The 25,913-nt window shown below is 61.9% G+C and carries 27 protein-coding genes and 1 tRNA gene; 3 read left to right on the forward strand and 25 right to left on the reverse strand.

The window, feature by feature from the left end; genetic code table 11:
* Positions 1 to 4: 4 nt before the first annotated feature.
* The 23 genes from AC07VH_RS08900 to AC07VH_RS09010 form a co-directional block, all read right to left on the reverse strand.
* Positions 5 to 80: transfer RNA gene (locus AC07VH_RS08900), tRNA-Gly, on the reverse strand.
* A 114-nt stretch (positions 81 to 194) separates the two neighbouring features.
* Positions 195 to 779 (reverse strand): CDP-diacylglycerol--glycerol-3-phosphate 3-phosphatidyltransferase, encoded by a 585-nt coding sequence (gene pgsA / locus AC07VH_RS08905; RefSeq protein ID WP_034749601.1) that lies wholly within the window; start codon positions 777 to 779, stop codon positions 195 to 197.
* 127 nt (positions 780 to 906) lie between these two features.
* Positions 907 to 2,787 (reverse strand): excinuclease ABC subunit UvrC, encoded by a 1,881-nt coding sequence (gene uvrC, locus AC07VH_RS08910; RefSeq protein ID WP_475415308.1) that lies wholly within the window; start codon positions 2,785 to 2,787, stop codon positions 907 to 909.
* Between the two features lie 7 nt (positions 2,788 to 2,794).
* A complete protein-coding gene (gene acpS / locus AC07VH_RS08915; protein ID WP_489630419.1) occupies positions 2,795 to 3,196 on the reverse strand; it encodes a holo-ACP synthase in 402 nt (133 codons plus the stop codon).
* A gap of 22 nt (positions 3,197 to 3,218) precedes the next feature.
* Positions 3,219 to 3,980, reverse strand: coding sequence for a pyridoxine 5'-phosphate synthase (gene pdxJ / locus AC07VH_RS08920; RefSeq protein WP_475415306.1), 762 nt, complete (start codon positions 3,978 to 3,980; stop codon positions 3,219 to 3,221).
* 35 nt (positions 3,981 to 4,015) lie between these two features.
* On the reverse strand, positions 4,016 to 4,888 hold the full coding sequence (recO, locus tag AC07VH_RS08925; RefSeq protein ID WP_494787260.1) for a DNA repair protein RecO: 873 nt from the start codon (positions 4,886 to 4,888) through the stop codon (positions 4,016 to 4,018).
* Positions 4,889 to 4,916: 28 nt separating this feature from the next.
* Positions 4,917 to 5,819, reverse strand: coding sequence for a GTPase Era (era, locus tag AC07VH_RS08930; RefSeq protein WP_076566641.1), 903 nt, complete (start codon positions 5,817 to 5,819; stop codon positions 4,917 to 4,919).
* Position 5,820: 1 nt separating this feature from the next.
* Positions 5,821 to 6,636, reverse strand: a complete 816-nt coding sequence (rnc, locus tag AC07VH_RS08935; RefSeq protein WP_034749615.1) for a ribonuclease III — start codon at positions 6,634 to 6,636, stop codon at positions 5,821 to 5,823.
* Positions 6,637 to 6,728: 92 nt separating this feature from the next.
* Positions 6,729 to 7,646 carry a signal peptidase I gene (gene lepB / locus AC07VH_RS08940; RefSeq protein ID WP_494787261.1) on the reverse strand — a complete coding sequence of 306 codons (918 nt, stop codon included), beginning with the start codon at positions 7,644 to 7,646 and terminating at the stop codon, positions 6,729 to 6,731.
* The gene (gene lepA / locus AC07VH_RS08945; RefSeq protein WP_475415304.1) at positions 7,643 to 9,436 is read right to left on the reverse strand and encodes a translation elongation factor 4; all 1,794 of its coding nucleotides are present in this window, start codon (positions 9,434 to 9,436) and stop codon (positions 7,643 to 7,645) included. Before lepA ends, lepB begins: the two co-directional genes overlap by 4 nt.
* 316 nt (positions 9,437 to 9,752) lie before the next feature.
* Complete coding sequence (locus AC07VH_RS08950; protein ID WP_475415303.1) at positions 9,753 to 9,998, reverse strand: glutaredoxin family protein; 246 nt, start codon at positions 9,996 to 9,998, stop codon at positions 9,753 to 9,755.
* 54 nt (positions 9,999 to 10,052) lie between these two features.
* Positions 10,053 to 11,555: a DegQ family serine endoprotease gene (locus AC07VH_RS08955; RefSeq protein WP_494787262.1), complete on the reverse strand. Its 1,503-nt coding sequence runs from the start codon at positions 11,553 to 11,555 to the stop codon at positions 10,053 to 10,055.
* Between the two features lie 241 nt (positions 11,556 to 11,796).
* The gene (locus tag AC07VH_RS08960) at positions 11,797 to 12,132 is read right to left on the reverse strand and encodes an RseA family anti-sigma factor (RefSeq protein ID WP_475415301.1); all 336 of its coding nucleotides are present in this window, start codon (positions 12,130 to 12,132) and stop codon (positions 11,797 to 11,799) included.
* Between the two features lie 72 nt (positions 12,133 to 12,204).
* Entirely contained in the window at positions 12,205 to 12,828 is a 624-nt protein-coding gene (gene rpoE, locus AC07VH_RS08965; protein ID WP_070223871.1) for an RNA polymerase sigma factor RpoE, read from the reverse strand.
* Positions 12,829 to 12,894: 66 nt separating this feature from the next.
* Positions 12,895 to 13,425 (reverse strand): hypothetical protein, encoded by a 531-nt coding sequence (locus AC07VH_RS08970; protein WP_475415300.1) that lies wholly within the window; start codon positions 13,423 to 13,425, stop codon positions 12,895 to 12,897.
* 121 nt (positions 13,426 to 13,546) lie between these two features.
* Positions 13,547 to 14,797 (reverse strand): beta-ketoacyl-ACP synthase II, encoded by a 1,251-nt coding sequence (gene fabF / locus AC07VH_RS08975; RefSeq protein ID WP_326455852.1) that lies wholly within the window; start codon positions 14,795 to 14,797, stop codon positions 13,547 to 13,549.
* A 29-nt stretch (positions 14,798 to 14,826) separates the two neighbouring features.
* The gene (gene acpP / locus AC07VH_RS08980) at positions 14,827 to 15,066 is read right to left on the reverse strand and encodes an acyl carrier protein (RefSeq protein ID WP_008449912.1); all 240 of its coding nucleotides are present in this window, start codon (positions 15,064 to 15,066) and stop codon (positions 14,827 to 14,829) included.
* A 178-nt stretch (positions 15,067 to 15,244) separates the two neighbouring features.
* Positions 15,245 to 15,988 (reverse strand): 3-oxoacyl-ACP reductase FabG, encoded by a 744-nt coding sequence (fabG, locus tag AC07VH_RS08985; RefSeq protein ID WP_034749638.1) that lies wholly within the window; start codon positions 15,986 to 15,988, stop codon positions 15,245 to 15,247.
* A gap of 49 nt (positions 15,989 to 16,037) precedes the next feature.
* Positions 16,038 to 16,979 carry an ACP S-malonyltransferase gene (gene fabD / locus AC07VH_RS08990; RefSeq protein WP_494787263.1) on the reverse strand — a complete coding sequence of 314 codons (942 nt, stop codon included), beginning with the start codon at positions 16,977 to 16,979 and terminating at the stop codon, positions 16,038 to 16,040.
* Between the two features lie 33 nt (positions 16,980 to 17,012).
* Complete coding sequence (locus AC07VH_RS08995) at positions 17,013 to 18,011, reverse strand: beta-ketoacyl-ACP synthase III (protein ID WP_436495034.1); 999 nt, start codon at positions 18,009 to 18,011, stop codon at positions 17,013 to 17,015.
* Between the two features lie 15 nt (positions 18,012 to 18,026).
* A complete protein-coding gene (gene plsX, locus AC07VH_RS09000; protein ID WP_102294926.1) occupies positions 18,027 to 19,094 on the reverse strand; it encodes a phosphate acyltransferase PlsX in 1,068 nt (355 codons plus the stop codon).
* 209 nt (positions 19,095 to 19,303) lie between these two features.
* The gene (gene rpmF / locus AC07VH_RS09005) at positions 19,304 to 19,486 is read right to left on the reverse strand and encodes a 50S ribosomal protein L32 (protein WP_034749653.1); all 183 of its coding nucleotides are present in this window, start codon (positions 19,484 to 19,486) and stop codon (positions 19,304 to 19,306) included.
* A 314-nt stretch (positions 19,487 to 19,800) separates the two neighbouring features.
* Positions 19,801 to 20,298, reverse strand: coding sequence for a YceD family protein (locus AC07VH_RS09010; protein ID WP_086140344.1), 498 nt, complete (start codon positions 20,296 to 20,298; stop codon positions 19,801 to 19,803).
* Between the two features lie 223 nt (positions 20,299 to 20,521).
* Between AC07VH_RS09010 and AC07VH_RS09015 the strand changes: the two genes are divergently transcribed.
* Both AC07VH_RS09015 and AC07VH_RS09020 read left to right on the forward strand, forming a co-directional pair.
* Complete coding sequence (locus AC07VH_RS09015; protein ID WP_475415297.1) at positions 20,522 to 21,130, forward strand: Maf-like protein; 609 nt, start codon at positions 20,522 to 20,524, stop codon at positions 21,128 to 21,130.
* Between the two features lie 55 nt (positions 21,131 to 21,185).
* Positions 21,186 to 21,935, forward strand: a complete 750-nt coding sequence (locus tag AC07VH_RS09020; protein ID WP_494787264.1) for an SAM-dependent methyltransferase — start codon at positions 21,186 to 21,188, stop codon at positions 21,933 to 21,935.
* Between the two features lie 73 nt (positions 21,936 to 22,008).
* Here the strand turns inward: AC07VH_RS09020 and AC07VH_RS09025 are convergent, their stop codons facing one another.
* Positions 22,009 to 22,926 (reverse strand): 23S rRNA (adenine(2030)-N(6))-methyltransferase RlmJ, encoded by a 918-nt coding sequence (locus AC07VH_RS09025; RefSeq protein ID WP_092714677.1) that lies wholly within the window; start codon positions 22,924 to 22,926, stop codon positions 22,009 to 22,011.
* A gap of 277 nt (positions 22,927 to 23,203) precedes the next feature.
* On the opposite strand from AC07VH_RS09025, the gene AC07VH_RS09030 reads away from it, so the two are divergent.
* A complete protein-coding gene (locus tag AC07VH_RS09030) occupies positions 23,204 to 23,632 on the forward strand; it encodes a thioredoxin family protein (protein ID WP_494787265.1) in 429 nt (142 codons plus the stop codon).
* A gap of 6 nt (positions 23,633 to 23,638) precedes the next feature.
* On the opposite strand, the gene AC07VH_RS09035 is transcribed toward AC07VH_RS09030, so the two are convergent.
* Positions 23,639 to 25,912 carry a xanthine dehydrogenase family protein molybdopterin-binding subunit gene (locus AC07VH_RS09035; RefSeq protein WP_494787266.1) on the reverse strand — a complete coding sequence of 758 codons (2,274 nt, stop codon included), beginning with the start codon at positions 25,910 to 25,912 and terminating at the stop codon, positions 23,639 to 23,641.
* Position 25,913 lies beyond the last annotated feature (1 nt).

The raw sequence follows: 25,913 nt of genomic DNA on the forward strand, positions 1-25,913 counted from the left end.
AAACTGGAGCGGGAGAAGAGTCTCGAACTCTCGACCTCAACCTTGGCAAGGTTGCGCTCTACCAACTGAGCTACTCCCGCGTCATCAACAACAGGCCAGCATTATAGAGGGATTACAGGGGCTGTCAACGGGCAATATCTGGTCTTTTGCAAAATATTCCGAAGAAAGCCGTCGACTGCCTAATCCCTGTGCAATTAATGGAGGTTGCCGGCCTTTTCCTTGATCAAGGGCCATGCCAGGCGCAAGTAATAGAACATCGACCACACTGTCAGCACGCAGGCGATCCACAGCAGCTTCTCGCCCCACACATGGGTGTCGATCGCGCCGAAGATCACTTCGTGGTACAGCAGCAGGGGAATGGCCGTCATTTGCGCGGCCGTCTTGATCTTGCCAATCGAGCTGACGGCCACCGATTTCGACGCGCCGATCTGCGCCATCCATTCGCGCAAGGCGGAAATGGTGATTTCGCGGCCGATGATGATGAAGGCCAGCACGGCATTGACCCGGTCCAGCTGCACCAGCACCAGCAAGGCGCCCGCCACCATCAGCTTGTCGGCCACGGGGTCGAGGAAGGCACCGAAGGCCGACGTCTGGTTCCAGCGCCGCGCAAGAAAACCATCGAACCAGTCGGTCACGGCCGCAACGATGAAGACCAGGGTGGCAACCAGGTTCTGGTCGCCATGCAGCAGCATCGACGGCGGCAGGTAAAACACGCCGACGACGAGCGGTATCAGGGCCACGCGCAGCCAGGTCAAAAGGATGGGAATATTAAAAGGCATAAGAGAGCAATCGGCCGACGGGTAAATTGAGCATGAAGAAAGCGTGAAGAAAGCGCCACTAGTCTACATGGCCCGGCAACATTAGCCTAGTCCGGTTGCGGCAGCGCCGGACCAGGCCACGCCGCCATCAGTGCAATTGGCGGTAAATCTCTTCCGCCAGCTGCGTGGAAATTCCCTCCACCGACATCAGGTCCTCGACGCTGGCGTCGACCACGCCGCGCAAGCCGCCAAAGCGCGACAGCAGTTTCTGGCGGCGCTTGGCGCCGATGCCTTCGATCTCCTCCAGGCGCGAGGTCTGGCGCGTCTTGGCCCGCTTGGCGCGCATGCCCGTGATGGCGAAGCGGTGCGCCTCGTCGCGGATCTGCGCGATCAGCATCAGCGCCGCCGATTCCTTGCCCAGTTCCTGCGCCGCGCGGCCATCGACGAACAGCAGGGTTTCCAGGCCCACCTTGCGCCCTTCCCCCTTGGCTACGCCGACAATCAAGCTGATATCGAGTCCCAGCTCGGCGAACACCTGGCGCGCCATTTCGATCTGGCCCTTGCCACCGTCGATCAGGACCACGTCGGGCATCACGCCGTCGCCATTCGCCACCTTTTCATAGCGGCGCATCAAGACCTGGCGCATGGCCGCATAATCGTCGCCGGGCGTGATGTCGTTGATGTTGTAGCGCCGGTATTCGCCGTTCTGCATGGCGTGGTGGTGGAACACCACGCACGAGGCCTGCGTCGCCTCGCCCTGCGTGTGACTGATGTCGAAACACTCGACGCGCAGGCTGTCGAGGTCTTCCGTTTCCAGGCGCAGCGCCTCGGCCAGCGCGCGCGTGCGCGACTGCTGCGAGCCCTGCTCGGACAGCAGGCGCGCCAGCGAAATCCCGGCGCCCTTTTGCGCCATTTCCAGCCACTGGCGGCGCTGTCCCTGCGGCTGGAAGATCAGGTTGATGCGGTGGCCGCACTGTTCCATCAGCGCCACCATCAGGGCCGGCTGGTCGAATTCGATGTTCAGGATCAGGGTGCCGGGGATGAATTTCTCCGTGTAGTGCTGGGCCAGGAAGGCGGCCAGCACTTCCACCTCGATGGCTTCTTCGGCAATCGCCGCCGCATCGCTGAGCTGGCTGGGGAAATACGCGCGGTCGCCCAGGTGGCGCCCGCCGCGCACCATGGCCAGGTTGACGCAGGCGCGTCCGCCCTGGACCAGCACGGCGATGATGTCGACGTCGGCGTCGCCCGTCGTTTCCATGCTCTGCTGGTGCAGCACGCGCGACAGCGAAGCGATCTGGTTGCGCACCACCACGGCCTGCTCGAATTTCAGCTCGGCGGCAAACGCGTGCATCTTCTTTTCCAGGTCGGCCAGCACTTCGCTCTGGCGCCCGCGCAGGAAGCGCGCCGCGTTTTCCACGTCGTTTTTATAGTCTTCCTTGCTGATCAGGTCCACGCAGGGCGCGCTGCAGCGGCCGATCTGGTGCAGCAGGCAGGGCCGCGTGCGGTTCGCGTAGACGCTGTCCTCGCAGGTGCGGATCAGGAACACCTTTTGCAGGATCTGCATCGATTCCTTGACGGCCCAGGAACTGGGAAACGGCCCGAAATACTGGTTTTTCTTGTCCACAGCGCCCCGGTAATACACCATGCGCGGCGCATCGCCATTCGTGATTTTCAGATACGGATACGATTTATCATCGCGGAACAGGATGTTGTAGCGCGGCTGCAGCGCCTTGATCAGGTTGTTTTCCAGGATCAGCGCTTCCGCCTCGCTGTGCGTGACCGTCGTTTCCAGGCGCGCGATGCGCTCGACCATCATGGCGATGCGGGGACTGGCCAGGTTTTTCTGGAAATAGCTGGACACGCGCTTTTTCAGGTCGCGCGCCTTGCCGACGTACAACACCTTGTCGGCGGCATCGAAATAGCGGTACACGCCGGGCAGGTTCGGCAGCTTGGCGACGGTGGCCAGCACCTGCGCGCGCGGGTCGGGCGGCGTTTCCGTGGAATTGAGGTCGGGTATTGCTTCGGTCATTGCTGGCTCATTCTTGCACTGCCTGTTCCACGATCACGAACGCGACCGCATATTCTTCTTCATCGCTGATGGTCACTTGCGCGCTCAGCCGATGTTGCGCCATGAAGTCCGCCAGCACGCCGCTGCAGACGATCATCGGCTTGCCGCTGGGGTGGTTCAGCATCTGCGCGGCGGGCCAGGTCATCGGCATGCGCAAGCCCAGGCCGATGGCCTTGGAAAACGCCTCCTTGGCCGCAAAGCGGGTGGCCAGGAAGCGCACGCCGCGCACGGCATTCTTGGCGCTGCGGGCGCGGAATTTCTCCAGCTCCTGCGGCCCCAGTATTTTTCTGGCGAAACGCTCGCCATGGCGCGCCAGGGCCGCCTCGATGCGGGGAATCTTGCAGATATCGGTGCCGATGCCGTAGATCATGCCGCCTCCTTGCTATCTATGATCAAGCCCGGTGGCCGAGGCGCGTGGCCACCATGATGGCCTTCATTTCGCGCACGGCATTTTCCCAGCCGACAAACACGGCATGCGCGACGATGGCATGGCCGATGTTCAGTTCGGCGATATCGGGAATGGCGGCAATCGCTTGCACATTGGTGTAATGCAAGCCGTGACCCGCGTTGACCTTCAGGCCGCGCCCGACGCCGAACAGCACGCCCGCCTTGATGCGCTCCAGCTCGGCCTGCTGTTCCGCGCCTGCCGTATCGGCATAGCGCCCCGTGTGCAGTTCGATCACGGGCGCACCGAGTTCGGCGGCGGCGGCGATCTGCTGCTCGTCCGCATCGATGAACAGGCTCACGCGGATGCCCTCGCCTTGCAATTGCTTCACGGCCGCCTGCACTTCCTTGAAGTAGCGCACCACGTCCAGACCGCCCTCGGTGGTCACTTCCGTGCGTTTTTCCGGCACCAGGCACACGTCCGCCGGGCGGATGCGGCAGGCGAAGTCGAGCATTTCCTGCGTCACGGCCGCTTCCAAATTCATGCGCGTGAGCAATTGCGGCGCGATGGCGATCACGTCCGCATCCTTGATGTGGCGGCGGTCTTCGCGCAGATGCAGGGTGATGGCGTCGGCACCCGCCTGTTCGGCCAGCAGGGCAGCGCGGACCGGGTCCGGATACGCGGTGCCGCGCGCATTGCGCAAGGTGGCCACGTGGTCGATATTGACGCCCAGGTCGATGACGGGGCCGGCAGGCTGCAAAAAGCTCATAGTGATGGTATCCGTAAAGTGCCGTAGCGCAACCGCTACAGCTGCATTAAATCGATCAGTATCTGGCGCGTGTTCAAGGTGGCGCCCCCCAGTTGATGGGCCAGCAAAAAGCGCATCAGCAGCTTGCTTTGCGCCTGCGTGGCCACATCGAGATAATCTTCGCGCTCCATGTCGAGCAGGGTCTTGCCCGTGATCTTGGGCCAGGCGTCGGCGGCGCGCGCCGGGCGCGGCCCCCGCTCCGGGTCGACCACGTACACCTGCCCCGCTTCGACGGCCTGGCGCGTGCCCGTGCAGCGCGTCAGGTCGGCCGCCACGCCCGTTTCCTTGAGCAGCGCGCGCTCGAACTTGCGCAGTACGATGGGCGGCGGCTCATTGTGCGCCAGTTGATTCAAGGTGGCAACGTAATGGTCGAACAGGACGGGATGCGGGTCGTCGCGCGCCAGCAGTCTCACCAGCAATTCGTTCAGATAGAAACCGCACAGCAGGGCGGTCTTTTCCAGCGGCAACATGCCGCCCACCCATTCCGCGCCCGTCAGGATGCGCAGCTCGGACTTCCCCGTCCAGCCCGCCTGCAGCGGCTGAAACGTCTGCAGCACGCCGCGCAACTGCGAATGGGGCCGCTTGGCGCCCTTGGCGACGAGCGCGATGCGGCCGTACTCGCGCGTAAACACGTCGACGATGAGGCTGGTTTCTTTATGCGGGTAGCTGTGCAGCACGAAGGCGGGCTGGCCCGTGATGCGGCCGTCGCGCGCGGGCGGACGGCTGCGCCGTGGAGGCGCCGACGCAGGCGCTGCGGAAGGTGCGGCCGGCGGCGCGATGGCCGCCGGCGCGGGGACGGGTGCAGATGCAGCAGATGCAGCAGATGAAGCTGGCGCAGGATCGCGCTGCGCTGGCGTGGTGGTGCTCATGCGTGTAGCGTCGCCCCCAGGTTGCGGATTACTCGTAGCCGTAGGCGCGCAAGCCCGCCTCGTTGTCGGCCCAGCCCGACTTGACCTTGACCCAGATTTCCAGGTACACGGGGCCGCCGAACAGCTTTTCCATGTCCAGGCGGGCCTGGGTGGAGACTTCCTTCAGGCGCGCGCCCTTGTTGCCGATAATCATGGATTTATGCGTATCGCGCTCGACCAGGATGGCGGCGAACACGCGGCGCAGATCGCCTTCCTGCTCGAATTTCTCGATCAGCACGGTGCTCGTGTACGGCAGTTCGTCGCCGACGAAGCGGAACAGTTTTTCGCGCACGATTTCCGAGGCGAGGAATTTTTCGCTGCGGTCCGTGATGTCGTCCGGGCCAAAGATGGGCTGGTTTTCCGGCAAGAAACGCTTGATCTCGTTCTGCAAGCCTTCCAGCTGGAAATGCAGCTTGGCCGAGACGGGCACGATGGCGGCAAAGTCGCGCATGGCGGCGATCTTTTGCGCGAACGGCAGCAGCACGGCCTTGTCCTTCACGCGGTCCGATTTATTGATGACGAGGATGCACGGCACTTCCTTCGGCAGCAGGTCCATCACTTGCTGGTCGGCCGGGCCAAACGTGCCCGCCTCGATCACGTACAGGATGACGTCCGAGGAAATCAGCGTGTTCGTGACGGTCTTGTTCAGCGTCTTGTTCAGCGCGTTCGAATGGCGCGTCTGGAAGCCAGGCGTGTCGACGTAGATGAATTGCGCGTCCGGCAGCGTCTGGATGCCCGTGATGCGGTGGCGCGTGGTTTGCGCCTTGCGCGAAGTGATGCTGACCTTCGCGCCGATCAGCACGTTCATCAGGGTCGATTTGCCCACGTTGGGGCGGCCCACGATGGCGATATAGCCGCAGCGGAAGTTGTCGGGCATTTTGGTGGCTGTCATGCTAGTGTCGATTCTGTTTAGTGTGAGCGGCGATCGCCGGTGCCGCAGGGGCTTGCGCGTCGTCGCTCTGGATGGTGGCAATGCCGGCCAGCTTGAGCTGGGCGGCGCGCGGTTTGGGCTTGCGGCTGGCGGCTGGCGACTTCAACAGTGCCTGCTCGGCCACGTCCAGCGCCAGTTTGGCGGCGGCTTGCTCACCGGCGCGGCGGCTTCCGCCACGGCCGTAAACCTGGATATTCAATTTCGGCACCAGGCATTCGATCTCGAATTCCTGGCTGTGGGCGGCGCCGTGGGTGGCCACCACGTTGTACTGTGGCAGCGAAATTTTCTTGCTCTGCAAAAACTCCTGCAGCAGGGTCTTGGCATCCTTGCCCAGCGTTTGCGGATCGACCGAGTCGAGGATGGGGATATAGAACGCGCGGATCACCGTGCTGGCGGCGTCGAAACCCGTGTCGAGGAAGATGGCGCCCAGCAGGGCTTCCAGCGTGTCGGCGAGGATCGATGGACGGCGGAAGCCGCCCGATTTCAGCTCGCCTTCGCCCAGGCGCAGGAATTGCGACAGTTCCAGCTTTTGCGCGATCTCATACAGCGACTGCTGCTTGACCAGGTTGGCGCGCAGGCGCGACAGATCGCCCTCGTCGATGGACTTGAAACGCTCGTACAGGATGGAGGCGACCACGCAGTTGAGGATGGAGTCGCCGAGGAATTCCAGCCGCTCGTTATGCAAACTGCTGTGGCTACGGTGCGTCAAGGCTTGCTGCAACAGGCCAGCATCCTGGAACGTATAGCCTAAACGGGTTTGCAATAGCTGAAGATTCATTATTGTTTCTGTGTCATCTGATTGATTCGGCTGGCCGCCGCGCGGGGAATCGGCGCGGCAGCCAGGGGCGGTCCATTACAGACCAGGCCGGCTTAGTGTATGCCGCCCACGCGTTTCGGATTGCTGAAGTTCATCCACACCAGGAAAGCCTTGCCGACGATGTTCTCGTTCGGCACGAAGCCCCAGTAGCGGCTGTCCGCGCTATTGTCGCGGTTATCGCCCATCATGAAGTAATTGCCTGCTGGTACCACACACGTGAAACCGTCTTCGTTGTAGTTGCACGCTTCCTTGTGCGGGAAATCCTTCACTTCACGCAAGTTCAACGTGGGAGCGGGCTCGTCGTTGAGGATGCGGTGGCTCACGCCCGTCAGGTTTTCTTCCAGCTGCTTGTGGTAGACCGTGCTTTCGTCATCGAGGTAGTCGTCCAGCGGGGTGTACGCCACTTCCTTGCCGTTAACCGTCAAGCGCTTGTTTTCATAGGTGATTTTATCACCGGGCACACCGATCACGCGCTTGATATAGTCTTGCGACATATCTTTCGGGTACTTGAACACCATCACGTCGCCGCGCTGCGGATCGTTGACTTCAATGATGCGCTTGTTGACGATCGGCAAACGAATGCCATAGGTGAACTTGTTGACCAGGATCAAGTCACCGACCAGCAAGGTCGGCACCATCGAGCTCGACGGGATCTTGAACGGCTCGTACAGGAACGAGCGCAGACAGAACACGAGGGCGATGACGGGGAAGAAGCTGCCCGAATACTCGACCCAGGTGGGCTGGCGCAACAGGGCCGCCTCGATGCTCGCGCGGCTGCCGCCCGCATCGGACTTGATGCCCTCGGCGGCCAGCTTGGACTGGCGCGCATCGAACTCGGCCAGGGCGCGGTCGGCCGCCTTGCGGCGCTGCTTGGACAGATAAAACACATCCAGGCACCAGACCAGGCCCGTCAGCACCATCAGCACGAACAGGATTAAAGCGAAATTTCCTAAGATCACTTGCAGGTTCATTTATCGTCCACTTGTAAAATTGCCAGGAATGCTTCTTGCGGGATTTCCACGGAACCCACTTGCTTCATGCGCTTCTTGCCCGCCTTTTGTTTTTCCAGCAATTTCTTCTTGCGGCTGATATCGCCGCCATAGCACTTCGCCAGCACGTTCTTGCGCAGGGCTTTCACGTTCTCGCGCGAAATGATGTTCGCGCCGATGGTCGCCTGGATCGCCACGTCGAACATCTGGCGCGGGATCAGTTCGCGCATCTTGGCGGCCACCTGGCGGCCACGGTACTGGCTGTTCGAACGGTGGACGATGATGGCCAGCGCATCGACTTTTTCGCTGTTGATCAGCATGTCGACCTTGACCACGTCGGCCGCGCGGTATTCCTTGAACTCGTAGTCCATCGAGGCATAGCCGCGCGACGTCGATTTCAGGCGATCGAAGAAGTCCAGCACGATCTCGGCCATCGGCATTTCATACACCAGCTTGACCTGGCGGCCGTGGTAGCTCATGTCCATCTGGATGCCGCGCTTGGCGATGCACAGGGTAATCACGGAACCCACGTATTCCTGCGGCATGTACAGGTTGACGGTGACGATAGGCTCGCGCACTTCCTCGATGCGCGACGGGTCCGGCATCTTCGACGGGTTGTCGACGTTGATCAGGCTGCCATCGCGCTGGATCACTTCATACACCACGGTCGGCGCCGTCGTGATCAGGTCCATGTCGAATTCGCGCTCGAGGCGCTCCTGCACGATTTCCATGTGCAGCAAGCCCAGGAAGCCGCAGCGGAAACCGAAGCCCAGCGCCTGCGACACTTCCGGCTCGTACATCAGGGCCGCGTCGTTCAGTTTCAGCTTTTCCAGCGAGTCGCGCAGCGCGTCGTACTGGTTCGCTTCCACGGGGAACAGGCCGGCGAACACCTGCGGCTGCACTTCCTTGAAGCCAGGCAATGGCTCGGCGGCGGGACGATTGGCCAGGGTGACGGTGTCGCCCACTTTCGCCGCTTTCAATTCCTTGATGCCGGCGATGATGAAGCCCACCTGGCCAGCGGAGAGTTGCGGCAGGGATTGCGAACGGGGAGAAAATACGCCGATGTCTTCCACCAGCTGCACCGAATCGGTGGCCATCAGGCGGATCTTGTCCTTTGGCTTCAGAGTACCGTTGACCACGCGCACCAGCATGACCACGCCCACATAGGAGTCGTACCAGGAATCGACGATCAGCGCCTGCAGCGGCGCATCCGGGTCGCCCTTCGGCGGCGGCACCTTGGCGATCAGGGATTCCAGCACGTCCTGCACGCCCAGGCCCGTCTTGGCCGAGCAATGCACGGCGTCGCCCGCGTCGATGCCGATCACGTCTTCGATCTCGGCAATGGCGTTCGGCGGGTCGGCGTTCGGCAAGTCGATCTTGTTCAGCACGGGCACCACTTCCACGCCCAGGTCCAGCGCCGTGTAGCAGTTGGCGACCGTTTGCGCTTCCACGCCTTGCGACGCGTCCACCACCAGCAGCGCGCCTTCGCACGCTGAGAGCGAGCGCGACACTTCATAGCTGAAGTCGACGTGGCCCGGCGTATCGATCAGGTTCAGGTTGTAGATCTGGCCGTCGCGCGCCTTGTAGTGCAGGGCCGCCGTTTGCGCCTTGATGGTAATGCCGCGCTCGCGCTCCAGATCCATCGAATCGAGCACCTGCGCCTCCATCTCGCGGTCGGACAAGCCGCCGCACAATTGAATGATGCGGTCAGCCAAGGTCGATTTACCGTGGTCAATATGGGCGATGATGGAGAAGTTGCGTATGTTGTTCATTAACTAATATAAGTGCGAAGTTGACGACACTGCTTTAACAGGAATCAGGGGATCATGTCCGGGCCAAACAGGGCCAAAACCAGGCGCCCCACTCATGATGAAAAAAGCGCTCCGAGCAGGACATCTGCATGCCCAGGCGAGCGCTTTTGAAGCGACAGAAGCTGCTGCCTCGGACAGTAGCTTTTTCGACCTCCCCATTTTACCGGATTTCAGAGTAGAAAGCCCGTCTTATGAGGCCGGCACCGGGGCAAGCCGACATTTTCGGCTGTTTTCAGCACCAGAATGGTGCATTGCAGTGTCAATATTGGCAATTAAGCTACACCAGGCAGCGCCGCACGGCCGCCTCGTCGAGAAAATAATGACAGAGTTCGGGCTGCGCCAAGTCGCCAAACAGCACCGGCACCAGCTCGTCGAAACGGGCCAGCAGCGTGGCATCGGGCGAGGCATCGATATCGATCACGTCCACCGTGAACGGTTTTTCAGGTGGCTGCAGCAGGAGCAAGGCGTCGAGCATGTCCTGGCATAAATGGCAATAACTGCGGGAATAGAGGGTGAAGTGCATGAAGAAAGGGGAAAGGCATCCCTGCCGGAGCCGGGATGCGGGTGAATCAGCAACTTACTTCGCCGACGGACGCAGCGAAACGAATTGCGCCGTATCGCCACGGCGCACCAGCACGGCCGACGATTTCTTCGGATCGAGCTTGGCCACCAGGGCATTGAACTGCTTGGCATCTTTCACGGCAACATTATTCAATTGCAAGATCACGTCGCCAGGCTGCAGGCCGGCCAGGGCCGCCACGCCATCGGCATCCTCGACCAGCACGCCGGCGTCGATCTTCAATTCCTGCTTCTTCGCGGCCGGCACGTCGCTGACCTTCAGTCCCAGCGCATTGACGGCTTGCGCTTCCGGCTCCCTGGCGCCCTTCTTCGCCGTTTTCTCGCTTTCCAGCTCGACGACGGTGACGGGAATATCCTGCTGCGCGCCCTTGCGCCAGACGGTGACCGTGGACTTGCCGTTGACGGCGGCGCCGCCCACCAGGCGCGGCAGGTCGGACGAACGCTCGATCGGCGCACCGTTGAATTTCAGGATGATGTCGCCCGGCTTGATGCCCGCCTTGTCGGCCGGACCGCCCGGCTCCACCATCGACACTTGCGCACCCTTGGCGTTCGGCAAGCCCAGCGATTCCGCCACATCCTTGCTCACCTCGCCGATCTGCACGCCGATGCGGCCGCGCACGACCTTGCCCGTCTTTTTCAGCTGCTCGCCCACGCGCATGGCTTCATCGATGGGCACGGCAAACGAAATGCCGTTGTAGGCGCCGGACAGGGTGGCGATCTGCGAATTGATGCCGATCACTTCGCCGCGCATATTGATCAGCGGACCGCCCGAGTTGCCGGGGTTGACGGCCACGTCGCTCTGGATCAGGGGCAGGTAGTCGCCCGTATCGCGCGATTTGGCGGAAATGATGCCGGCCGTCACCGTGTTTTCCAGGTTGAACGGCGAGCCGATGGCGATGACCCACTCGCCCACGCGGATCTTGTTCGAGTCGCCGATGGTCAGGCGCGGCAGGTTGCCGCCCTCGATTTTCAGCAGGGCCACGTCGGTGCGCGCATCGGCGCCGATCACCTTGGCCTTGAATTCGCGCTTGTCCGTCAGGGTCACGTAGACCTCATCGGCGCCATCGACCACGTGGGCATTGCTCAGCACGTAGCCATCGGCCGAGATGATGAAGCCGGAACCGACGCCGCGTTGCACTTCCTGTTCCTGCGGCACGGCGCGGCGGCCGCCGCGCGGCGCCTGCTGGCGCGGGGTCGGCATGGCGCCGCCGAAGAAGCGGCGCAGAAATTCCTGCATTTCCTGCTCGTCCTGGCTACCGGCGCCAGCGCCGGGGCCGCCCATTTTCAGGCGCTCGGTGGTGCGGATATTCACGACGGCGGGGCCGACGGCGTCGACCAGGTCCGAGAAATCAGGCAGCTTCACAGCCGGCACGGCGGCCTGCGCCTGCGGCGCCAGCCCCAGCATGGCGGGAGCCAGAAACACGCCAGCGGTACCGAACAATAAGGCGGAAAGCGTCTTCACGGAAAACGACTTGCTGGCGGCACACATGTTTTTTTTCATGGAAAGGATCTCTTCGAATATATAAACGGATCAAAACGCGGATCAGGCGATTGCCTGCGTGCATGATTTGGCCACAATGACGACACCTCAGGGACATCCACACCCGGCAGCGCGCATGGCAGCAACAATATATCGCAAAAGCAAGATATTGCCTGCACACAGTGTCAATCGTACCGAAGTCCAGTGTCAAGAGGGTGACGCGGGCGTTAAGCCTGGCATAAGATGGAAAGCCGTCCTGGCGCTAGCGCTGCGCCAGCGGTCCCGCCTCCAGCGGCTCGGCCGCACCGGTCGGCACGATGGCGGCGGACAAGGGCAGCACCGGCTCCGCATGGGCAACCGGGTCCTCAGGCGCCGCCTCGGCGGCCAGGCGGCTGGCCAGGCGCCCGTCGAACTGGGCACTCAGCGCGTGGCCGCACTCCTCCGAGCGCAGCACGTCACCGATATGGCGATAGGCATTCCAGGCTTGCCGCCCCGATGGCGTATCGAGAGCGGCAAAAGCCAGTTCGAGTTCGCTCGCCGCCAGCTCGCCATCGGCCAGCGCGGAAATAGTCTCGTGCAATCGTGTATGCGTATCCATGATGGGTCCTGCCATTTCAAGAGGATCGGTGCGAAAACCGGACGCAGCCATGCCAACCTCATACTCCTCAGATTACCAGCGCTTGTCAATCGGCATGTCCAACAACGGTTTCAATTTCTCCGCAATCACTTCGCGCGCACGAAAAATCCGGCTGCGCACGGTGCCGATGGGGCACGCCATGATCTCCGATATTTCTTCATAGCTCAGCCCCTCGATTTCGCGCAGCACGATGGCCGTGCGCAATTCGATGGGCAGCACATCCATGGCCGCATTGACGGTGGCCGCAATCTGTTTGCTGGCCAGCACCGATTCGGGTGTATTGTTGTCGCGCAATTTATTGCCATCATCGAAGGACTCCGCCTGCTCGGCGTCGGCATCGCTGGACGTGGCGGCGCGCCTCCCCTGCGTGACGAGATAATTCTTGGCCGTATTGATGCCGATGCGATACAGCCAGGTATAGAAGGCGGCATCGCCGCGAAAATGGCGCAGCGCCCGGTACGCCTTGATAAAGGTTTCCTGCACCACATCTTCGGCCTCCGCCGGGTCATGCACAAGACGCGACACGAGACGCATCAAGCGGCGCTGATATTTCGATACCAGCACATCGAATGCCCGTTTGTCGCCAGCCTGCACCCGCTCGACCAGTAACTGATCATACTCGCGCTCTGTCCTCACGCCCAATGTCCCTGTAGTCATGCAGCGTGGGCGCCTGTATGGATATAGAGTTGGCCCGCTGCAAGAAGTTCAGTGTTCATCCCACTTTTATTCTTCCCCACTCCGCGCCGCGATGGCCCGGCACGCCACGGCCAGCGGACGGAAGGCGGGGCAACTGCCGCCGCGCTGCACCAGCACCTGCATGTGCCGCCCCGCGGCATCGGCCAGGCACAGCACCAGCAGCGACGGCCACAGGGTCGAGCCCGGCAACAGGCGCAGCCCTGACGGCGGCGCCAGCCCCGCGCCGGCCGGCACCGCCAGCCCGGCGGCATCCGTCCTCGACGTCCCGCCACGCTCCAGATATACCGCCAGCCGCAACTGGCCGACCGGCGAAATATCAAGCGCCAGCGGCTTTCTGCGCCTGCGCAGCAAAGCCAGCAAAAACACGCCGCCAGCCGCACTCAGCACTGCACCGGGCCAGCCCAGCGCATAGCCGCCCACCAGCTGGGCAGGCACCGCCGCAGCGCGCCACGCGCCGCTCAAGGGCCAGGCGGCGAGCAAGGCACACAGTCCCAGCACCGCTTGCAACAGGCGCAAACAGACAGGCGTGCGAATGACAGCCGCTACCGCGATCGACATACTTCATGGGAAAAAAAAGGCGCGCCGGCACCATGCCGGGCAAATTCAGGCGCCAACGAACGTTGGCGCCGAATCAGCGCTCACTACGATTTGACCGTAGCGAGCGCTTGAAAGTTCCTGCTTATTTCGCTTTACCGAAAATCAGCGTGCCATTCGTTCCGCCAAAGCCGAACGAATTCTTCACTGCATAATCGATCTTCATGTCCCGCGCCGTGTTGGCGCAGAAATCGAGATCGCAAGCCGGATCCTGGTTGAAGATGTTGATGGTCGGAGGCGACACCTGATGGTGCAATGCCAGGACCGTAAACACCGCTTCCAGACCGCCCGCGCCGCCCAGCAAATGGCCCGTCATCGACTTCGTCGAGTTGACGACCAGATTCTTGGCGTGCTCGCCGAAGGTGCGTTTGATGCCCATCACTTCCGCCACGTCGCCTTGCGGGGTCGACGTGCCGTGCGCGTTCAGGTATTGAATCTGATCCGCGTTCAAGCCGGCGTTGTTGAGGGCCGCGATCACCGATTTGCTGCCGCCGCTGCCATCTTCCAACGGCGAGGTCATGTGATAAGCATCTGCGCTCATCCCGAAACCATGCACTTCGGCATAGATCTTGGCGCCACGGGCCACCGCGTGCTCGTAGTCTTCCAGCACCATGACGCCAGCACCCTCGCCCAGCACGAAGCCGTCGCGGTCGGCATCCCACGGACGCGATGCCGTTGCCGGATCGTCGTTGCGGGTCGACAAGGCGCGTGCCGAGGCGAAACCGCCCAGGCCCAGCGGCGACACGGTCGATTCGGCACCACCGGCGATCATGACGTCGGCATCGCCGTACTCGATCATGCGCGCTGCGGCACCGATGCTGTGCAAACCGGTGGTACACGCCGTCACGATCGCCAGATTCGGGCCCTTCAGACCATATTTGATCGAAAGGTTGCCAGAGATCATGTTAATGATCGAGGCAGGCACGAAAAAGGGCGAGATACGGCGCGGACCGCGCTTTTCGTACTCGGACTTGGTTTCCTCGATCAGCGGCAAGCCGCCGATACCGGAACCGATGATCACGCCGATACGCTCGGCGTTTTCCTCGGTCACTTCCAGGCCGGAGTCCTGCATCGCCTGGATGCCCGCAGCCATGCCGTAATGGATAAAGGTATCCATATGGCGGGCTTCCTTACCGGAGATGTAATCTTCGATATTGAAGCCTTTGACTTCACCGGCAAAATGCGTGGTGAATGGCTGTGCATCAAACTTGGTAATCGTGGCAATGCCGGATTTACCTTCAATGATTGCGCCCCACGCCTCGGCAATAGTATTGCCGACAGGTGAAACGCAGCCCAGGCCGGTAACAACAACACGACGGTTTTTAGAACGGCTCAAGCGATTCTCCTGAAGTCGGTCAGACAGGCTTAGGCCTTGACGTGTGCGGTGGCGTAGTCGATCGCCTGTTGCACGGTGGTGATTTTTTCAGCTTGTTCGTCAGGGATTTCCATTTCGAATTCGTCTTCCAGGGCCATGACCAGTTCCACGGTGTCCAGGGAATCGGCGCCGAGATCGTCGACGAAGGAGGATTCGATTTTGATGTCTGCTTCTGCAACGCCCAGTTGCTCAGCGACGATTTTCTTAACGCGTTGTTCGATATCCGACATGTTATGGCTCCAAAGTGTGTGTTACGGAAAGTGCGCGCATTTTATCAGGTTTGCGCGTCCGAATACTAATTTCGGTGTCTGCTGCTAATTCGACCGAAGCTGCTGCTAAAAGATGCGATTATAGACAAAAACGGCCGTTGAATCATGCCACAAACGCCCGCCCTGTCTAGCTTTCACATCAATTCATGTACATTCCGCCGTTCACGTGCAGGGTCGTGCCCGTGATATACGCCGCCTGCGGCGAAGCCAGAAAGGCCACCGCCGCCGCCACATCTTCCGGTTTGCCCAGGCGGGACAGGGGAATTTGCGTCAACAGGGCCGCGTGCTGCTCTTCGCTCAGGGCCTTGGTCATGTCGGTATCGATGAAGCCGGGGGCGATGCAGTTCACGGTAATGTTGCGGCTGCCGATTTCGCGCGCCAGCGCGCGGCTCATGCCTTCCACGCCGGCCTTGGCCGCCGCGTAATTCATCTGCCCCGGATTGCCCGACGAAGCCACCACCGACGTGATGTTAATGATACGCCCGGTTTTGGCTTTCATCATGCCACGCAGTACTGCGCGCGACAGGCGGCCGACGGCCGACAGGTTCGTCGAAATGACGCTGTCCCACTCCTCATCCTTCATGCGCATGGCCAGCTGGTCTTGCGTGATGCCCGCATTGTTAACCAGGATGGACAGGCTGCCGTAGGTTTTCTGCACCTCGTCGACGACGGCCGCGCAACGCGCCGCATCGGTCACGTTCAGGACCAGGCCCTTGCCCGTGACGCCTTCGGCGGCCAGGTAATCGGTGATCGCTTGCGCGCCGCTTTCCGAGGTGGCGGTGCCGACGACGGTGGCGCCCTGCTTGCCCAGTTCGGTGGCGATGGCGCGGCCGATGCCGCGCGAGGCGCCCGTGACCAGCACGACTTGATTTGCTAAATTCATGAGTATCCTTAAGAGCAACCGCGGCAGGCAGGCTGCCGCGATCTGATGTTTATTTGAGCTGCGTCAAAATACGTTCCAGCGATGCCTGGTCGACGATGGCGTCGCCCACCAGCACGGGATCGATGCGCTTGGCCAGGCCCATCAGGACCTTGCCCGGACCGCACTCGATCACTTGCGTGATGCCGTCGGCCGCCACTTTCTGCATGGTTTCCACCCAGCGCACGGGGCTGGCTGCCTGGCGCACCAATGCATCCTTGATGCCGGCGACGTCGTTGACGATGGCCACGTCGACGTTGTTGATCAGGGCGATCTGCGGCGCGGCGAACGTCAGGCCGGCCATGTACTCGCGCAGGCGGTCCGATGCCGGTTGCAGCAGCGACGAGTGGAATGGCGCGGAGACGGGCAGCTTCATGGCGCGCTTGGCGCCCTTGGCCTTGGCCAGTTCGCAGGCGCGCTCGACGGCAGCAGTGTGGCCGGCGATGACGACTTGCGCAGGCGCATTGAAATTGACGGGCTCGACCACGAGGGCCGGGTTTTCCGCCGCTGCTTCCGCACAGGCGGCGCGCACGTCGTCGTCTGACAGGCCCAGCACGACGGCCATCGTGCCCTGCCCCACAGGCACGGCTTCCTGCATGGCTTGCGCGCGGAAACGCACGAGCGGCACGGCATCCTTGAACAAGATCACGCCGGCGGCGACCAGCGCCGAATATTCACCGAGGCTATGACCGGCCACGACCGTCGGCACGGGGCCGCCGGCCGCCAGCCAGGCGCGGTAGAAGGCCACGGCCGCCGTCAGCATCACCGGTTGCGTGTTGGTGGTGAGATCCAGCTCTTCCTTCGGACCTTCGGCGATCAGCTTGCCCAGGTCGCATTGCAGGGCATCCGACGCTTCGGCGACGGTTTGCGCCACCACGGGGTTGCCGGCAAAACCATCGAGCATCGCAATCGCTTGCGAGCCTTGGCCTGGAAAAACAAATGCAAATTGTGTCATGTCGACTCCGTTTTTTTTAATAGTGTTGCGGGATTACATGCGCGCCAGCACGGCGCCCCAGGTAAAGCCTCCGCCCACGCCTTCCATCATGACGTTGTCGCCTTTCTTGACGCGGCCGTCGCGCACGGCGATGTCGAGCGCCAGCGGGATCGAGGCGGCCGATGTGTTGCCATGCTGGTCGACGGTGACGACCATCTTATCCAGTGGCAAGCCGAGTTTCTTGGCCGTGCTGTTCATGATGCGGATGTTCGCCTGGTGCGGGATCAGCCAGTCGATCTGGTCCGACGTCATGTTGGCGTGCGCCAACGCTTCGTGCGCGACCTTTTCCAGCACGGACACGGCCAGCTTGAACACGGCCGGGCCATCCATGTACAGGAAAGCGCTGCCGGCCAGCGCGCCGCCGGCCAGGCTGCCGGGCACGCTGAGGATGTCCGAGTGGCGGCCGTCCGCGTGCAGCTTGGTGGCCAGGATGCCCGGCTCTTTCGACGCCGTCATGACGATGGCGCCGGCGCCGTCGCCGAACAGCACGCAAGTGCCGCGGTCGTCGAAATTGAGGATGCGCGAAAATACTTCGGCGCCGATCACCAGCACGTTTTTATGCATGCCCGATTGAATGAAACTGTCGGCCGTGGCCACCGCATACACGAAGCCGCTGCAGACGGCTTGCACGTCGACGGCGGCGCAGTTGTTCGTGATGCCCAGCTTGTTTTGCACGATGCAGGCCGTGCTGGGGAAGCTGCCGAAGAAATCGGGGGTCGAGCTGGCGACGATGATCAGGTCCAGGTCATTGCCGTTCAGGCCCGCCATGTCCAGGGCCTTTTTGGCCGCTTCCACGCCCAGGTCCGAGGAATTTTGCGACGGCGCCGCGTAATGGCGCGCCGAAATGCCGCTGCGCGAGACGATCCATTCATCCGACGTCTCGATGCCCTTGGCGGCGAGCTGTTCGGTCAAATCCTGGTTCGTGACGCGCTTCTCCGGCAAGTAGCTGCCGGTACCGATAATTTTGCTGTAAGTTTTGCTAAAAACAGTCATGCAAATACCCGTCCACTAAATGGTAGAGCTTGTTGATGTAGGTTCGTCCGGTACTGGCGTGCGCGGCATCAGCTCGGCGATCAGGCTGGCCAGGTGCGCTTGCACGTCATTTTTTGCCGCATCAAAGGCGCGGCGCAAGGCCCATTCGAAGGAATAGGCATCGGCGCTGCCATGGCTCTTGAAGACGAGACCACGCAAGCCCAGCAGGCTGGCGCCGTTGTAACGCGAGGGATTCAAACGGTTGCCGATGGCCTTCAGGGCCCCGCGGGCGATCAGCGCGCCCAGCATGGTGATCGGATTGCGCTTGAATTCGGAAGTGAGCACGTCTTTCATGAAGCGCGCCAGGCCCTCGATGGCTTTCAGGGTGACATTGCCGACAAAACCGTCGCAGACGACGATATCGGTCGTGCCCTTGAAAATATCGTTGCCTTCCACGTTGCCGTAGAAGTTCAGCGCGCCACGCTCGTGGTCGGCCTGCAGCAGCTTCGAGGTGAGTTTCACCACTTCATTGCCCTTGATATCTTCCGTGCCCACGTTCAGCAAGCCGATCGTCGGGCGTGCGATGCCTTCCATGGCGGACACGAGCACGGAGCCCATGATGGCGAACTGGTGCAAGTGATGCGGTTCGCAATCGACGTTGGCGCCCAGGTCCAGCATGTAGGTCGGACCGTTCTTTTGATTCGGCAAGATGCTGCAGATGGCAGGGCGGTCGACGCCGGACATGGTTTTCAATACATAGCGCGACACGGCCATCAGGGCTGCCGTATTACCGGCGGAAACGGAGGCTTGCGCCACGCCGCTCTTGACCTGTTCGATGGCCACGCGCATGGAGGAATCCTTCTTGCGGCGCAGGGCCACTTCCAGGGGATCGTCCATGGTAACTTGTTCGGAGGCATGCAATACCGACAGGCGCGGATGCGTGTCGGCTTTATGTTTTTTCAGTTCGGCACGGATCACGTCTTCCAATCCAACAAGGATCAGTTCGGCTTCAGGCTCATGTTTTACGAAGGAAATTGCTGCGGGAATAGTGACTGAGGGACCGTGATCTCCGCCCATGCAGTCGATAGAAATTTTGATTGTCATTTGTGTTGATTCAATACCGCTGCGGGCGTGCGGCAAGATGTGAATCGGACTGGAGCATATGCAGGGCGCAGCATGTCATGCACGCCTGAGCAAGCTTGATTCAAAATGACGGGTGCGCAAGATGAATTGCAGCCGATAAAAAAGAAGAAGCGGCGCCACGCCGAATAACCACGCAACACCGCTTTCATCTTACCCAACAAAAACGTCGATTACTCGTCGTTTTTGGTCTTCAACACTTTACGGCCACGATAGAAGCCGTTAGGGCTGATATGGTGACGCATGTGTGTTTCGCCGGTAACTGGCTCGACGCTCAATTGCGGCGCGACCAGGAAGTCGTGCGAACGGTGCATGCCGCGCTTGGAAGGGGTTTTCTTGTTCTGTTGAACTGCCATGATGACTCCTAATACATAAGTTCTAAAATTTTAGCACAATCGATTGGCAAATACATGCGAATCGAGTATCCCAGCGGCAAAGACTACCCGAAAACAGTCCGGACCGACATCGTTTATTACAATTACATTTCACTACACTTGCCATACTCGATTACTACACGCGTTTGACACGTTCTTTACAGGAAGCATAAAAAACCTACTGCGCTTCCCGCTATCGCCTCGGCGTTGCTCAGCGTACCTTCGTACGCTTGCGCTACTCAAGACGATATCGGGCCGCTCGCTACGGTTTTTTAAGGCTTCCTTTCTTACACTACTTATTCTGGCTTCAAGTCTTTCAGTGCCGCGAACGGCGACTTCTTTTCAGACTTGAGAGCATCGAGCTGCGCCGTATCGGGGCAGACGTCGTGTTTGGGTACCTGCGGCAGGGCCAGCAAGGCTTCATCTTCGATCAGGGCCGCGGCATCCATGCTGCGGCTGCCGACGATCACGTCGATCGTTTCATCGTTGATGATTTCTTCGATCTCGTCCGCGTGCTCGTCATCCTTGCCCAGCATCAGAACAGTCGAAGAATCAATTACGTAAGCATACGGAGTCAGGCAGCGCTGGCAAACCAGCTGAACGGTGCCGTTGACCGACAAGGTCAGTTGCGGGTAGCCCAGCTTGCTGGTGCCGCCGACGATCTTCCAGGCGATCTCGCCGGAACTATCTGCACAATCCTTGGTCAACCGGGTCATTTCAGCGACAGGAGTTACACCCTCGCGGCTCCCGCTGATACGACAAAAATCAAAGGCGTCGATCACAAAAGCATTCATTGGTAGAAAATTTCCCCGGAAAACCTGCGATAATAACAGGGTTTTTAGCACCGAGTCAAAGACTAAGCATCTTTTTTGACGTAATGATTGCCATAAACATGACATATTCATCAACACCGTCATGCCGCATGGAGCCTCAGTTATGGGCTCCGCGCCCTGGAATTTGCATGAAATTCCACTGACACCGACCAGTGCGGCCATGCCGGCCGCCATCCACTGCCGAATGATACCAACTTCCGCCCCATCGCGCTTGATTCTTGCATCGAGTTCGACCTACCGCAAGGAATTACTGCAACGCCTGCGCCTGCCTTTCGAGGTGGCCGTGCCCGATCTCGACGAAAGCCCCCTGCCAGACGAAAGCCCCAGCGCCACGGCCCTGCGCCTGGCCCAGGCCAAGGCGCAGGCCGTGCTCGACCGCTATCCTGGCAGTCTCGTCATCGGCTCCGACCAGGTCGCCACCCTGGACGGCGCGCAGATCGGCAAGCCCGGCAACCATGCCAATGCCCTGCGCCAACTGCAAACCATGCGCGGGCGCCGGACCGTGTTCCACACGGCACTATGCCTGCTCGACGGGCGCCACACTCCCGCCGTGGCGCAGGTGGAAGACATCCAGACCCTCGTCACCGTACGCGACTTGCCCGACGCGGAACTGGACGCCTACCTGCGCATCGAGCAGCCGTACGACTGCGCCGGCAGCGCCAAGAACGAAGGCCTGGGCATCGCCCTGCTCGAACGCATCGACAGCACCGACCCGACCGCCCTCACCGGCTTGCCGCTGATCGCCCTCACCGGCATGCTGCGCAAGGCGGGCGTGGCGTTTTTCACCCCTTAACCACCCTGGGGTCAGACCCGACGGGTCTGACCCCGGCCAATACAAAGCTAAGAATATGACCGGCACCCTGTACCTGATCCCCAACCACCTCGGCCTGTCCGATGGCGCCATCGACCCGCTGGCCCGCATCATTCCCGAGCAAGTACGGCAGATCACCTCGCAACTCGATTATTTCGTCGCAGAAAACGCCAAGACGGCGCGCGCCTTTTTGAAATTGATCGGCAGCCAGCATCCGCTGGCCAGGCCGCTGCAGGAAATCACGATTTCCGAACTGAACGTGAATACCCCGGCGCAAGCACTGGCTGGCCTGCTGGCACCGCTGTTGGCGGGCCGCGACGCGGGCCTCGTGTCGGAAGCGGGTGTGCCCGCCGTGGCCGACCCCGGCGCCGACCTGGTGCGTCTGGCGCATCAGCACGGCATCAAGGTGCGTCCGCTGGTGGGACCGTCGTCGATCCTGCTGGCCGTGATGGCCAGCGGCTTGAACGGCCAGAGCTTCGCCTTCAACGGCTACCTGCCCACCGATGCGGCCCTGCGCGCCAAGCGCATCAAGGAACTGGAAAGCCGGTCGCGCAATGAAAAGCAGACACAGCTGTTCATCGAAACGCCGTACCGCAACGCCGCCATGCTCGAAGCCCTCGTGGCGCAATGCGCGCCATCGACCCTGATCTGCGTCGCCACCGACCTGAGCCTGGACTCGGAAAGCGTGCAGACGTGGAATGGCGGACAGTGGAAGAAACAATTGGCCTCTGGCAAGGCACCGGACTTCCACAAGAAACCGACCGTGTTCCTGTTGTTGGGACAGTAATCTCCCTTTCATAAAAAAACGCCACGGCTGCATCAACCGTGGCGTTTTTTATTGCAGCACTAACCGAGGACGACTATACGCGCCGTGTACCGGTGTTCTTTTGGCCGCCCTTGCCCGTCTCCAATACAAACTTCGCGCCATCGTCGCGGCCCAGCACCTTCACCAGGTAAGGCATGACTTCGCGCAACATCGGCTCCAAGGTGTACGGCGGGTTCAAGATGAACATGCCGCTGCTGTGCAAGCCGAAGCCATCCGGCGACGGCGTGTTGACCGTCAGGGTCACATGCAGCCAGTCCGAGCTGGGCAATTGCTTGAGCTTGTCGGCGAACTGGCGCGATTCCATGCGCTGCAGCACCGGATACCAGACGGCGTACATGCCGGACGGGAAGCGCACGAGGGCGTCGGCCAGGGTGTCCTTGACCTTGCGGTAATCCATCTTGTCTTCGTACGGCGGGTCGATCAGCACCAGCGCGCGGCGCGATGGCGGCGGCAGCAGGGCCTTCAGGCTCTGGAAGCCGTCCGCCTTGGTGATGAGCACGCGCTTGCCGCGCACGGTGGGACGCTCGCCCTGGGCCAGCGCATGCGCCTCGACCTTGCGGAAGTTGTCGGCCAGAATCTTTGCATCGGCAGGGTGCAGTTCGAACAGGCGCAAACGGTCTTGCTCGCGGCTGACCTTGTCGGCGCAGTACGGCGAACCCGGGTAGTAGCGCATCTTGCCGCTCGGATTCATTTCCTTGATCAGCTTCATGTACTCGGCCAGCGAGGCCGGCCAGTCCGTGCGGTCCCACAGGGGCGCGATGCCCGTTTCGTACTCGGCATTTTTCGAGGCATAACCGCCGTCGAGCGCGTACACGCCCGCGCCGGAGTGGGTATCGATATAACTATAGGCGGTATCTTTTTGATTCAGATATTGCAACAACTGAATCTGCACATAATGCTTCAACACATCGGCGTGATTACCCGCGTGAAAGGCGTGGCGGTAACTCAACATAAGCTGGCTAATTCCATAATAAAAATAAACAAAGGCGGGAGCGCTGACACCGGGCAGGGCATGAGAACAGACTGGAGGGGTCAGGCTGCGGGGCCAGGAAACAGCATGGACCAGCGTAATCAGCGCGCAATTATCAGCATTATCCACCAGAAAGGTGTATTGCATCAAAAAACACCCATAAACAAGCTCATGCATTCTCGGGACCGCGGGGGCCGGGCGCGGTAGAATACGCGCATCGGGCGCCCCGCGTCCATCCGCCTACCAACTAGATACAACCATGCACAGCCTGACCCTCACGACCGATAACCGCGCCGACGTCGCGGCAGCCCTGGCCGGCCCGCGCTGGACGGTGGCCTGCCTGTGTGCGCTATGGTGCGGCACCTGCGGCAGCTACCGCGCCACGTTCGAGGAACTGGCCGCGCGCCACCCGGACGTCGCCTTCGTCTGGATCGACATCGAAGACCAGGCCGACGTGGTCGGCGACCTCGACATCGACAACTTTCCCACCCTGCTGATCCAGCACGAGGATAACGTGGCCTTCTTCGGCACCGTGCTGCCCGACGGCGGCCTGGCGCACCGCATGGTGCAGGCGCAGCAGGCGCTCAGCGCCGGGGAACTGGCGGCGCTGGCCAGCAGCACGCAGGAACGGCGCGACTGGCAGCGCGACTGCAATCTGCGTCATCTGCTGGCCGCCGCGCTGGCCTGATCCACATCAAGCCAGCCGCAGCGGCAGGCTGCGCAGCCGTTTTCCCGTCAAGCTGAACACGGCGTTGGCCACGGCCGGCGCGATCGGCGGCGTGCCCGGCTCGCCCACGCCTTCCGGATGCTCGGCGCTGGCGATGATGATGGTTTCCACCTCGGGCGTTTGCCCCATGCGCAGCACGGGATAGTCGTGGAAATTGCTCTGCTCGACTTTGCCATCCTTGAAGGTGATCTCGCCGCCCAGCGCCGCCGACAGGCCGAACAGCACGGCCGACTCCATCTGCTGGGCGATGATGTTCGGATTGACGGCGATGCCGCAATCGATGGCGCACACGACGCGCTGCACGCGGATCTCGCCGTTTTCCACGGACACTTGCGCCACTTGCGCGACGATGCTGCCGAACGACTGGTGCAGGGCCACGCCATGCGCATGGCCGGGCGGAGGACTGCCCGCCTTGGCCACCGCCGCGTCGAGCACGGCCAGGTGGCGCGGATGGTTCACCAGCATGGCACGGCGGAAGGCGATGCCGTCCTGCCCCGCCGCGTGCGCCAGTTCGTCGATAAAACTTTCCTTGAAGAAAGCATTGTGCGAGTGCCCGACCGAGCGCCAGTAACCGACCGGCACAGCACTGTCGGCGATCACGTGAGCGATGCGCTGGTTGGCGATTTCATACGGCATGTCGAATTCGCCTTCGGCCGTGGTCTTGTCGGGCCCCGCACCGGGCAAGCCGAAATTGCGCTGCAGAAACTGGTGCGTGATGGAGCCGCTGACGGATTTATTCTCCCAGGAAGCGATGCGGCCGTGCTCGTCGAGCCGGGCCGCGAAGCGGGCCAGCGCGGCGGGACGGTACATATCGTGTGCCGTGTCCTGTTCGCGCGTCCATACCAGCTGCACGGGCGCGCCATCGCACTGCAGCGCGATGGCCACGGCTTGCGCGATCATATCCACTTCCAGGCGGCGGCCGAAACCGCCGCCGAGCAGCAGCACTTCGATGGCCACGTCCTTCGCATCGACGCCGGCCACCTTCGCCGCCACATCGACGGCGATGCCGGGCGCCTGCGTCGAGACCCACAGCATCACCTTGCCATTTTTCACCTGCGCGGTGCAGTTGACGGGCTCCATGGCGGCGTGCGCGAGGAACGGCGCGCGGTATTCGGCCTTGACGCTGCGCAAGCCTTGCACGGCTTTACTTTCCACCTCGCCGCTGGCGTGGTAGGCATAACCGGCTTCGGTGTCCAGCAGGCGGGCAAATTCCGCATACACGCCCGCGCTGGACAAGTTCGCGTGCTGGCCCGCCTTCCACTGCGTCGGCAAGGCGACAGCGGCCTGTCTGGCGCGCCACCAGGTATCGGCCACCACGGCGGCACAAGACACGCTGCGCTGGGCCAGCTGCGGCGTCAAGTCCAGCACTTTCTTGACCCCGGCCATGGCGAGCACGGGCGCCGCATCGAAGGCGGCCAGGGTATCGCCCAGGCGCGGCGGCAGATGCAGGGCCGCGTACAGCATGCCCGGCGGGCGCGCATCGATGCCGAAACGCGCGCTGCCATTCACCTTCAACGGCGTATCGCGGCGCGGCGCCGGCTGGCCGATCAGCTTGAAATCCTTGGGCGACTTCAGCACGGGCGTGCCCGGATCGATGGCGGCGGCGCGCTGCGCCAGACTGGCGTAGCTGGCGCGCCGGCCGTCCGGGTGGAGCACTGCGCCATTTTCCGTGCGGCATTGCGCGGCCGGCACCTGCCACAACGCGGCGGCAGCCCCCACCAGCATGGCGCGCGCGCAAGCGCCGGCCTCGCGCATGGGGCCCCAGCCATCCTTTACACTCGACGAGCCGCCCGTGACGATCACGCCCAGTTCGCGCGCCGCCTTGGCCACCGTCCACTGCGCCAGCGCTTTGACGCGGCCCTGGTCATCCGGGTGGAACGGCAGGCTGTCCTTGAGCATGGCGACGTTGCCGAAGATTTTATCCATGGGCGCCTGGATCAGCTTGACGCCGGCCAGCGGTACGTCGAGCTCCTCGGCCACCAGCATCGGCAAGGCCGTGTGCACGCCCTGCCCCATCTCGCTGCGCGGCATGGCCAGGAGCACCGTGCCGTCCGATTGAATCGCCAGCCAGCCGTTCAAGGCCACGGCGCCATCATGCAGCGGCAGCGGCGCGCTGCCGTGCAGGCGCTGGCGCGGCGGCAGCACGCCCCAGCCCAGCACCAGGGCGCCCACGCCGGCCACGCCGAGACCAAGGCCGCCGAGCAGGAAACGGCGGCGCGACGGGGAGGATTCTGCGGCCATG

This window comes from Janthinobacterium sp. GW821-FHT03C10 (assembly GCF_059420865.1).

Bases quoted from the DNA above. Each gene is read 5' to 3' on its own strand.
- AC07VH_RS09015 (WP_475415297.1), top strand. From the start codon at position 20,522: ATGATACCAACTTCCGCCCCATCGCGCTTGATTCTTGCATCGAGTTCG.
- acpS (WP_489630419.1), bottom strand. From the start codon at position 3,196: ATGATCTACGGCATCGGCACCGATATCTGCAAGATTCCCCGCATCGAG.
- pdxJ (WP_475415306.1), bottom strand. From the start codon at position 3,980: ATGAGCTTTTTGCAGCCTGCCGGCCCCGTCATCGACCTGGGCGTCAAT.
- AC07VH_RS08955 (WP_494787262.1), bottom strand. From the start codon at position 11,555: ATGAAAAAAAACATGTGTGCCGCCAGCAAGTCGTTTTCCGTGAAGACG.
- pgsA (WP_034749601.1), bottom strand. From the start codon at position 779: ATGCCTTTTAATATTCCCATCCTTTTGACCTGGCTGCGCGTGGCCCTG.
- AC07VH_RS08960 (WP_475415301.1), bottom strand. From the start codon at position 12,132: ATGGATACGCATACACGATTGCACGAGACTATTTCCGCGCTGGCCGAT.
- uvrC (WP_475415308.1), bottom strand. From the start codon at position 2,787: ATGACCGAAGCAATACCCGACCTCAATTCCACGGAAACGCCGCCCGAC.
- AC07VH_RS09020 (WP_494787264.1), top strand. From the start codon at position 21,186: ATGACCGGCACCCTGTACCTGATCCCCAACCACCTCGGCCTGTCCGAT.
- AC07VH_RS08995 (WP_436495034.1), bottom strand. From the start codon at position 18,011: ATGACTGTTTTTAGCAAAACTTACAGCAAAATTATCGGTACCGGCAGC.
- acpP (WP_008449912.1), bottom strand. From the start codon at position 15,066: ATGTCGGATATCGAACAACGCGTTAAGAAAATCGTCGCTGAGCAACTG.
- AC07VH_RS09030 (WP_494787265.1), top strand. From the start codon at position 23,204: ATGCACAGCCTGACCCTCACGACCGATAACCGCGCCGACGTCGCGGCA.
- plsX (WP_102294926.1), bottom strand. From the start codon at position 19,094: ATGACAATCAAAATTTCTATCGACTGCATGGGCGGAGATCACGGTCCC.
- lepA (WP_475415304.1), bottom strand. From the start codon at position 9,436: ATGAACAACATACGCAACTTCTCCATCATCGCCCATATTGACCACGGT.
- fabG (WP_034749638.1), bottom strand. From the start codon at position 15,988: ATGAATTTAGCAAATCAAGTCGTGCTGGTCACGGGCGCCTCGCGCGGC.
- era (WP_076566641.1), bottom strand. From the start codon at position 5,819: ATGACAGCCACCAAAATGCCCGACAACTTCCGCTGCGGCTATATCGCC.
- rpoE (WP_070223871.1), bottom strand. From the start codon at position 12,828: ATGACTACAGGGACATTGGGCGTGAGGACAGAGCGCGAGTATGATCAG.
- AC07VH_RS08950 (WP_475415303.1), bottom strand. From the start codon at position 9,998: ATGCACTTCACCCTCTATTCCCGCAGTTATTGCCATTTATGCCAGGAC.
- AC07VH_RS09010 (WP_086140344.1), bottom strand. From the start codon at position 20,298: ATGAATGCTTTTGTGATCGACGCCTTTGATTTTTGTCGTATCAGCGGG.
- rpmF (WP_034749653.1), bottom strand. From the start codon at position 19,486: ATGGCAGTTCAACAGAACAAGAAAACCCCTTCCAAGCGCGGCATGCAC.
- recO (WP_494787260.1), bottom strand. From the start codon at position 4,888: ATGAGCACCACCACGCCAGCGCAGCGCGATCCTGCGCCAGCTTCATCT.
- AC07VH_RS09025 (WP_092714677.1), bottom strand. From the start codon at position 22,926: ATGTTGAGTTACCGCCACGCCTTTCACGCGGGTAATCACGCCGATGTG.
- lepB (WP_494787261.1), bottom strand. From the start codon at position 7,646: ATGAACCTGCAAGTGATCTTAGGAAATTTCGCTTTAATCCTGTTCGTG.
- rnc (WP_034749615.1), bottom strand. From the start codon at position 6,636: ATGAATCTTCAGCTATTGCAAACCCGTTTAGGCTATACGTTCCAGGAT.
- fabD (WP_494787263.1), bottom strand. From the start codon at position 16,979: ATGACACAATTTGCATTTGTTTTTCCAGGCCAAGGCTCGCAAGCGATT.
- AC07VH_RS09035 (WP_494787266.1), bottom strand. From the start codon at position 25,912: ATGGCCGCAGAATCCTCCCCGTCGCGCCGCCGTTTCCTGCTCGGCGGC.
- AC07VH_RS08970 (WP_475415300.1), bottom strand. From the start codon at position 13,425: ATGTCGATCGCGGTAGCGGCTGTCATTCGCACGCCTGTCTGTTTGCGC.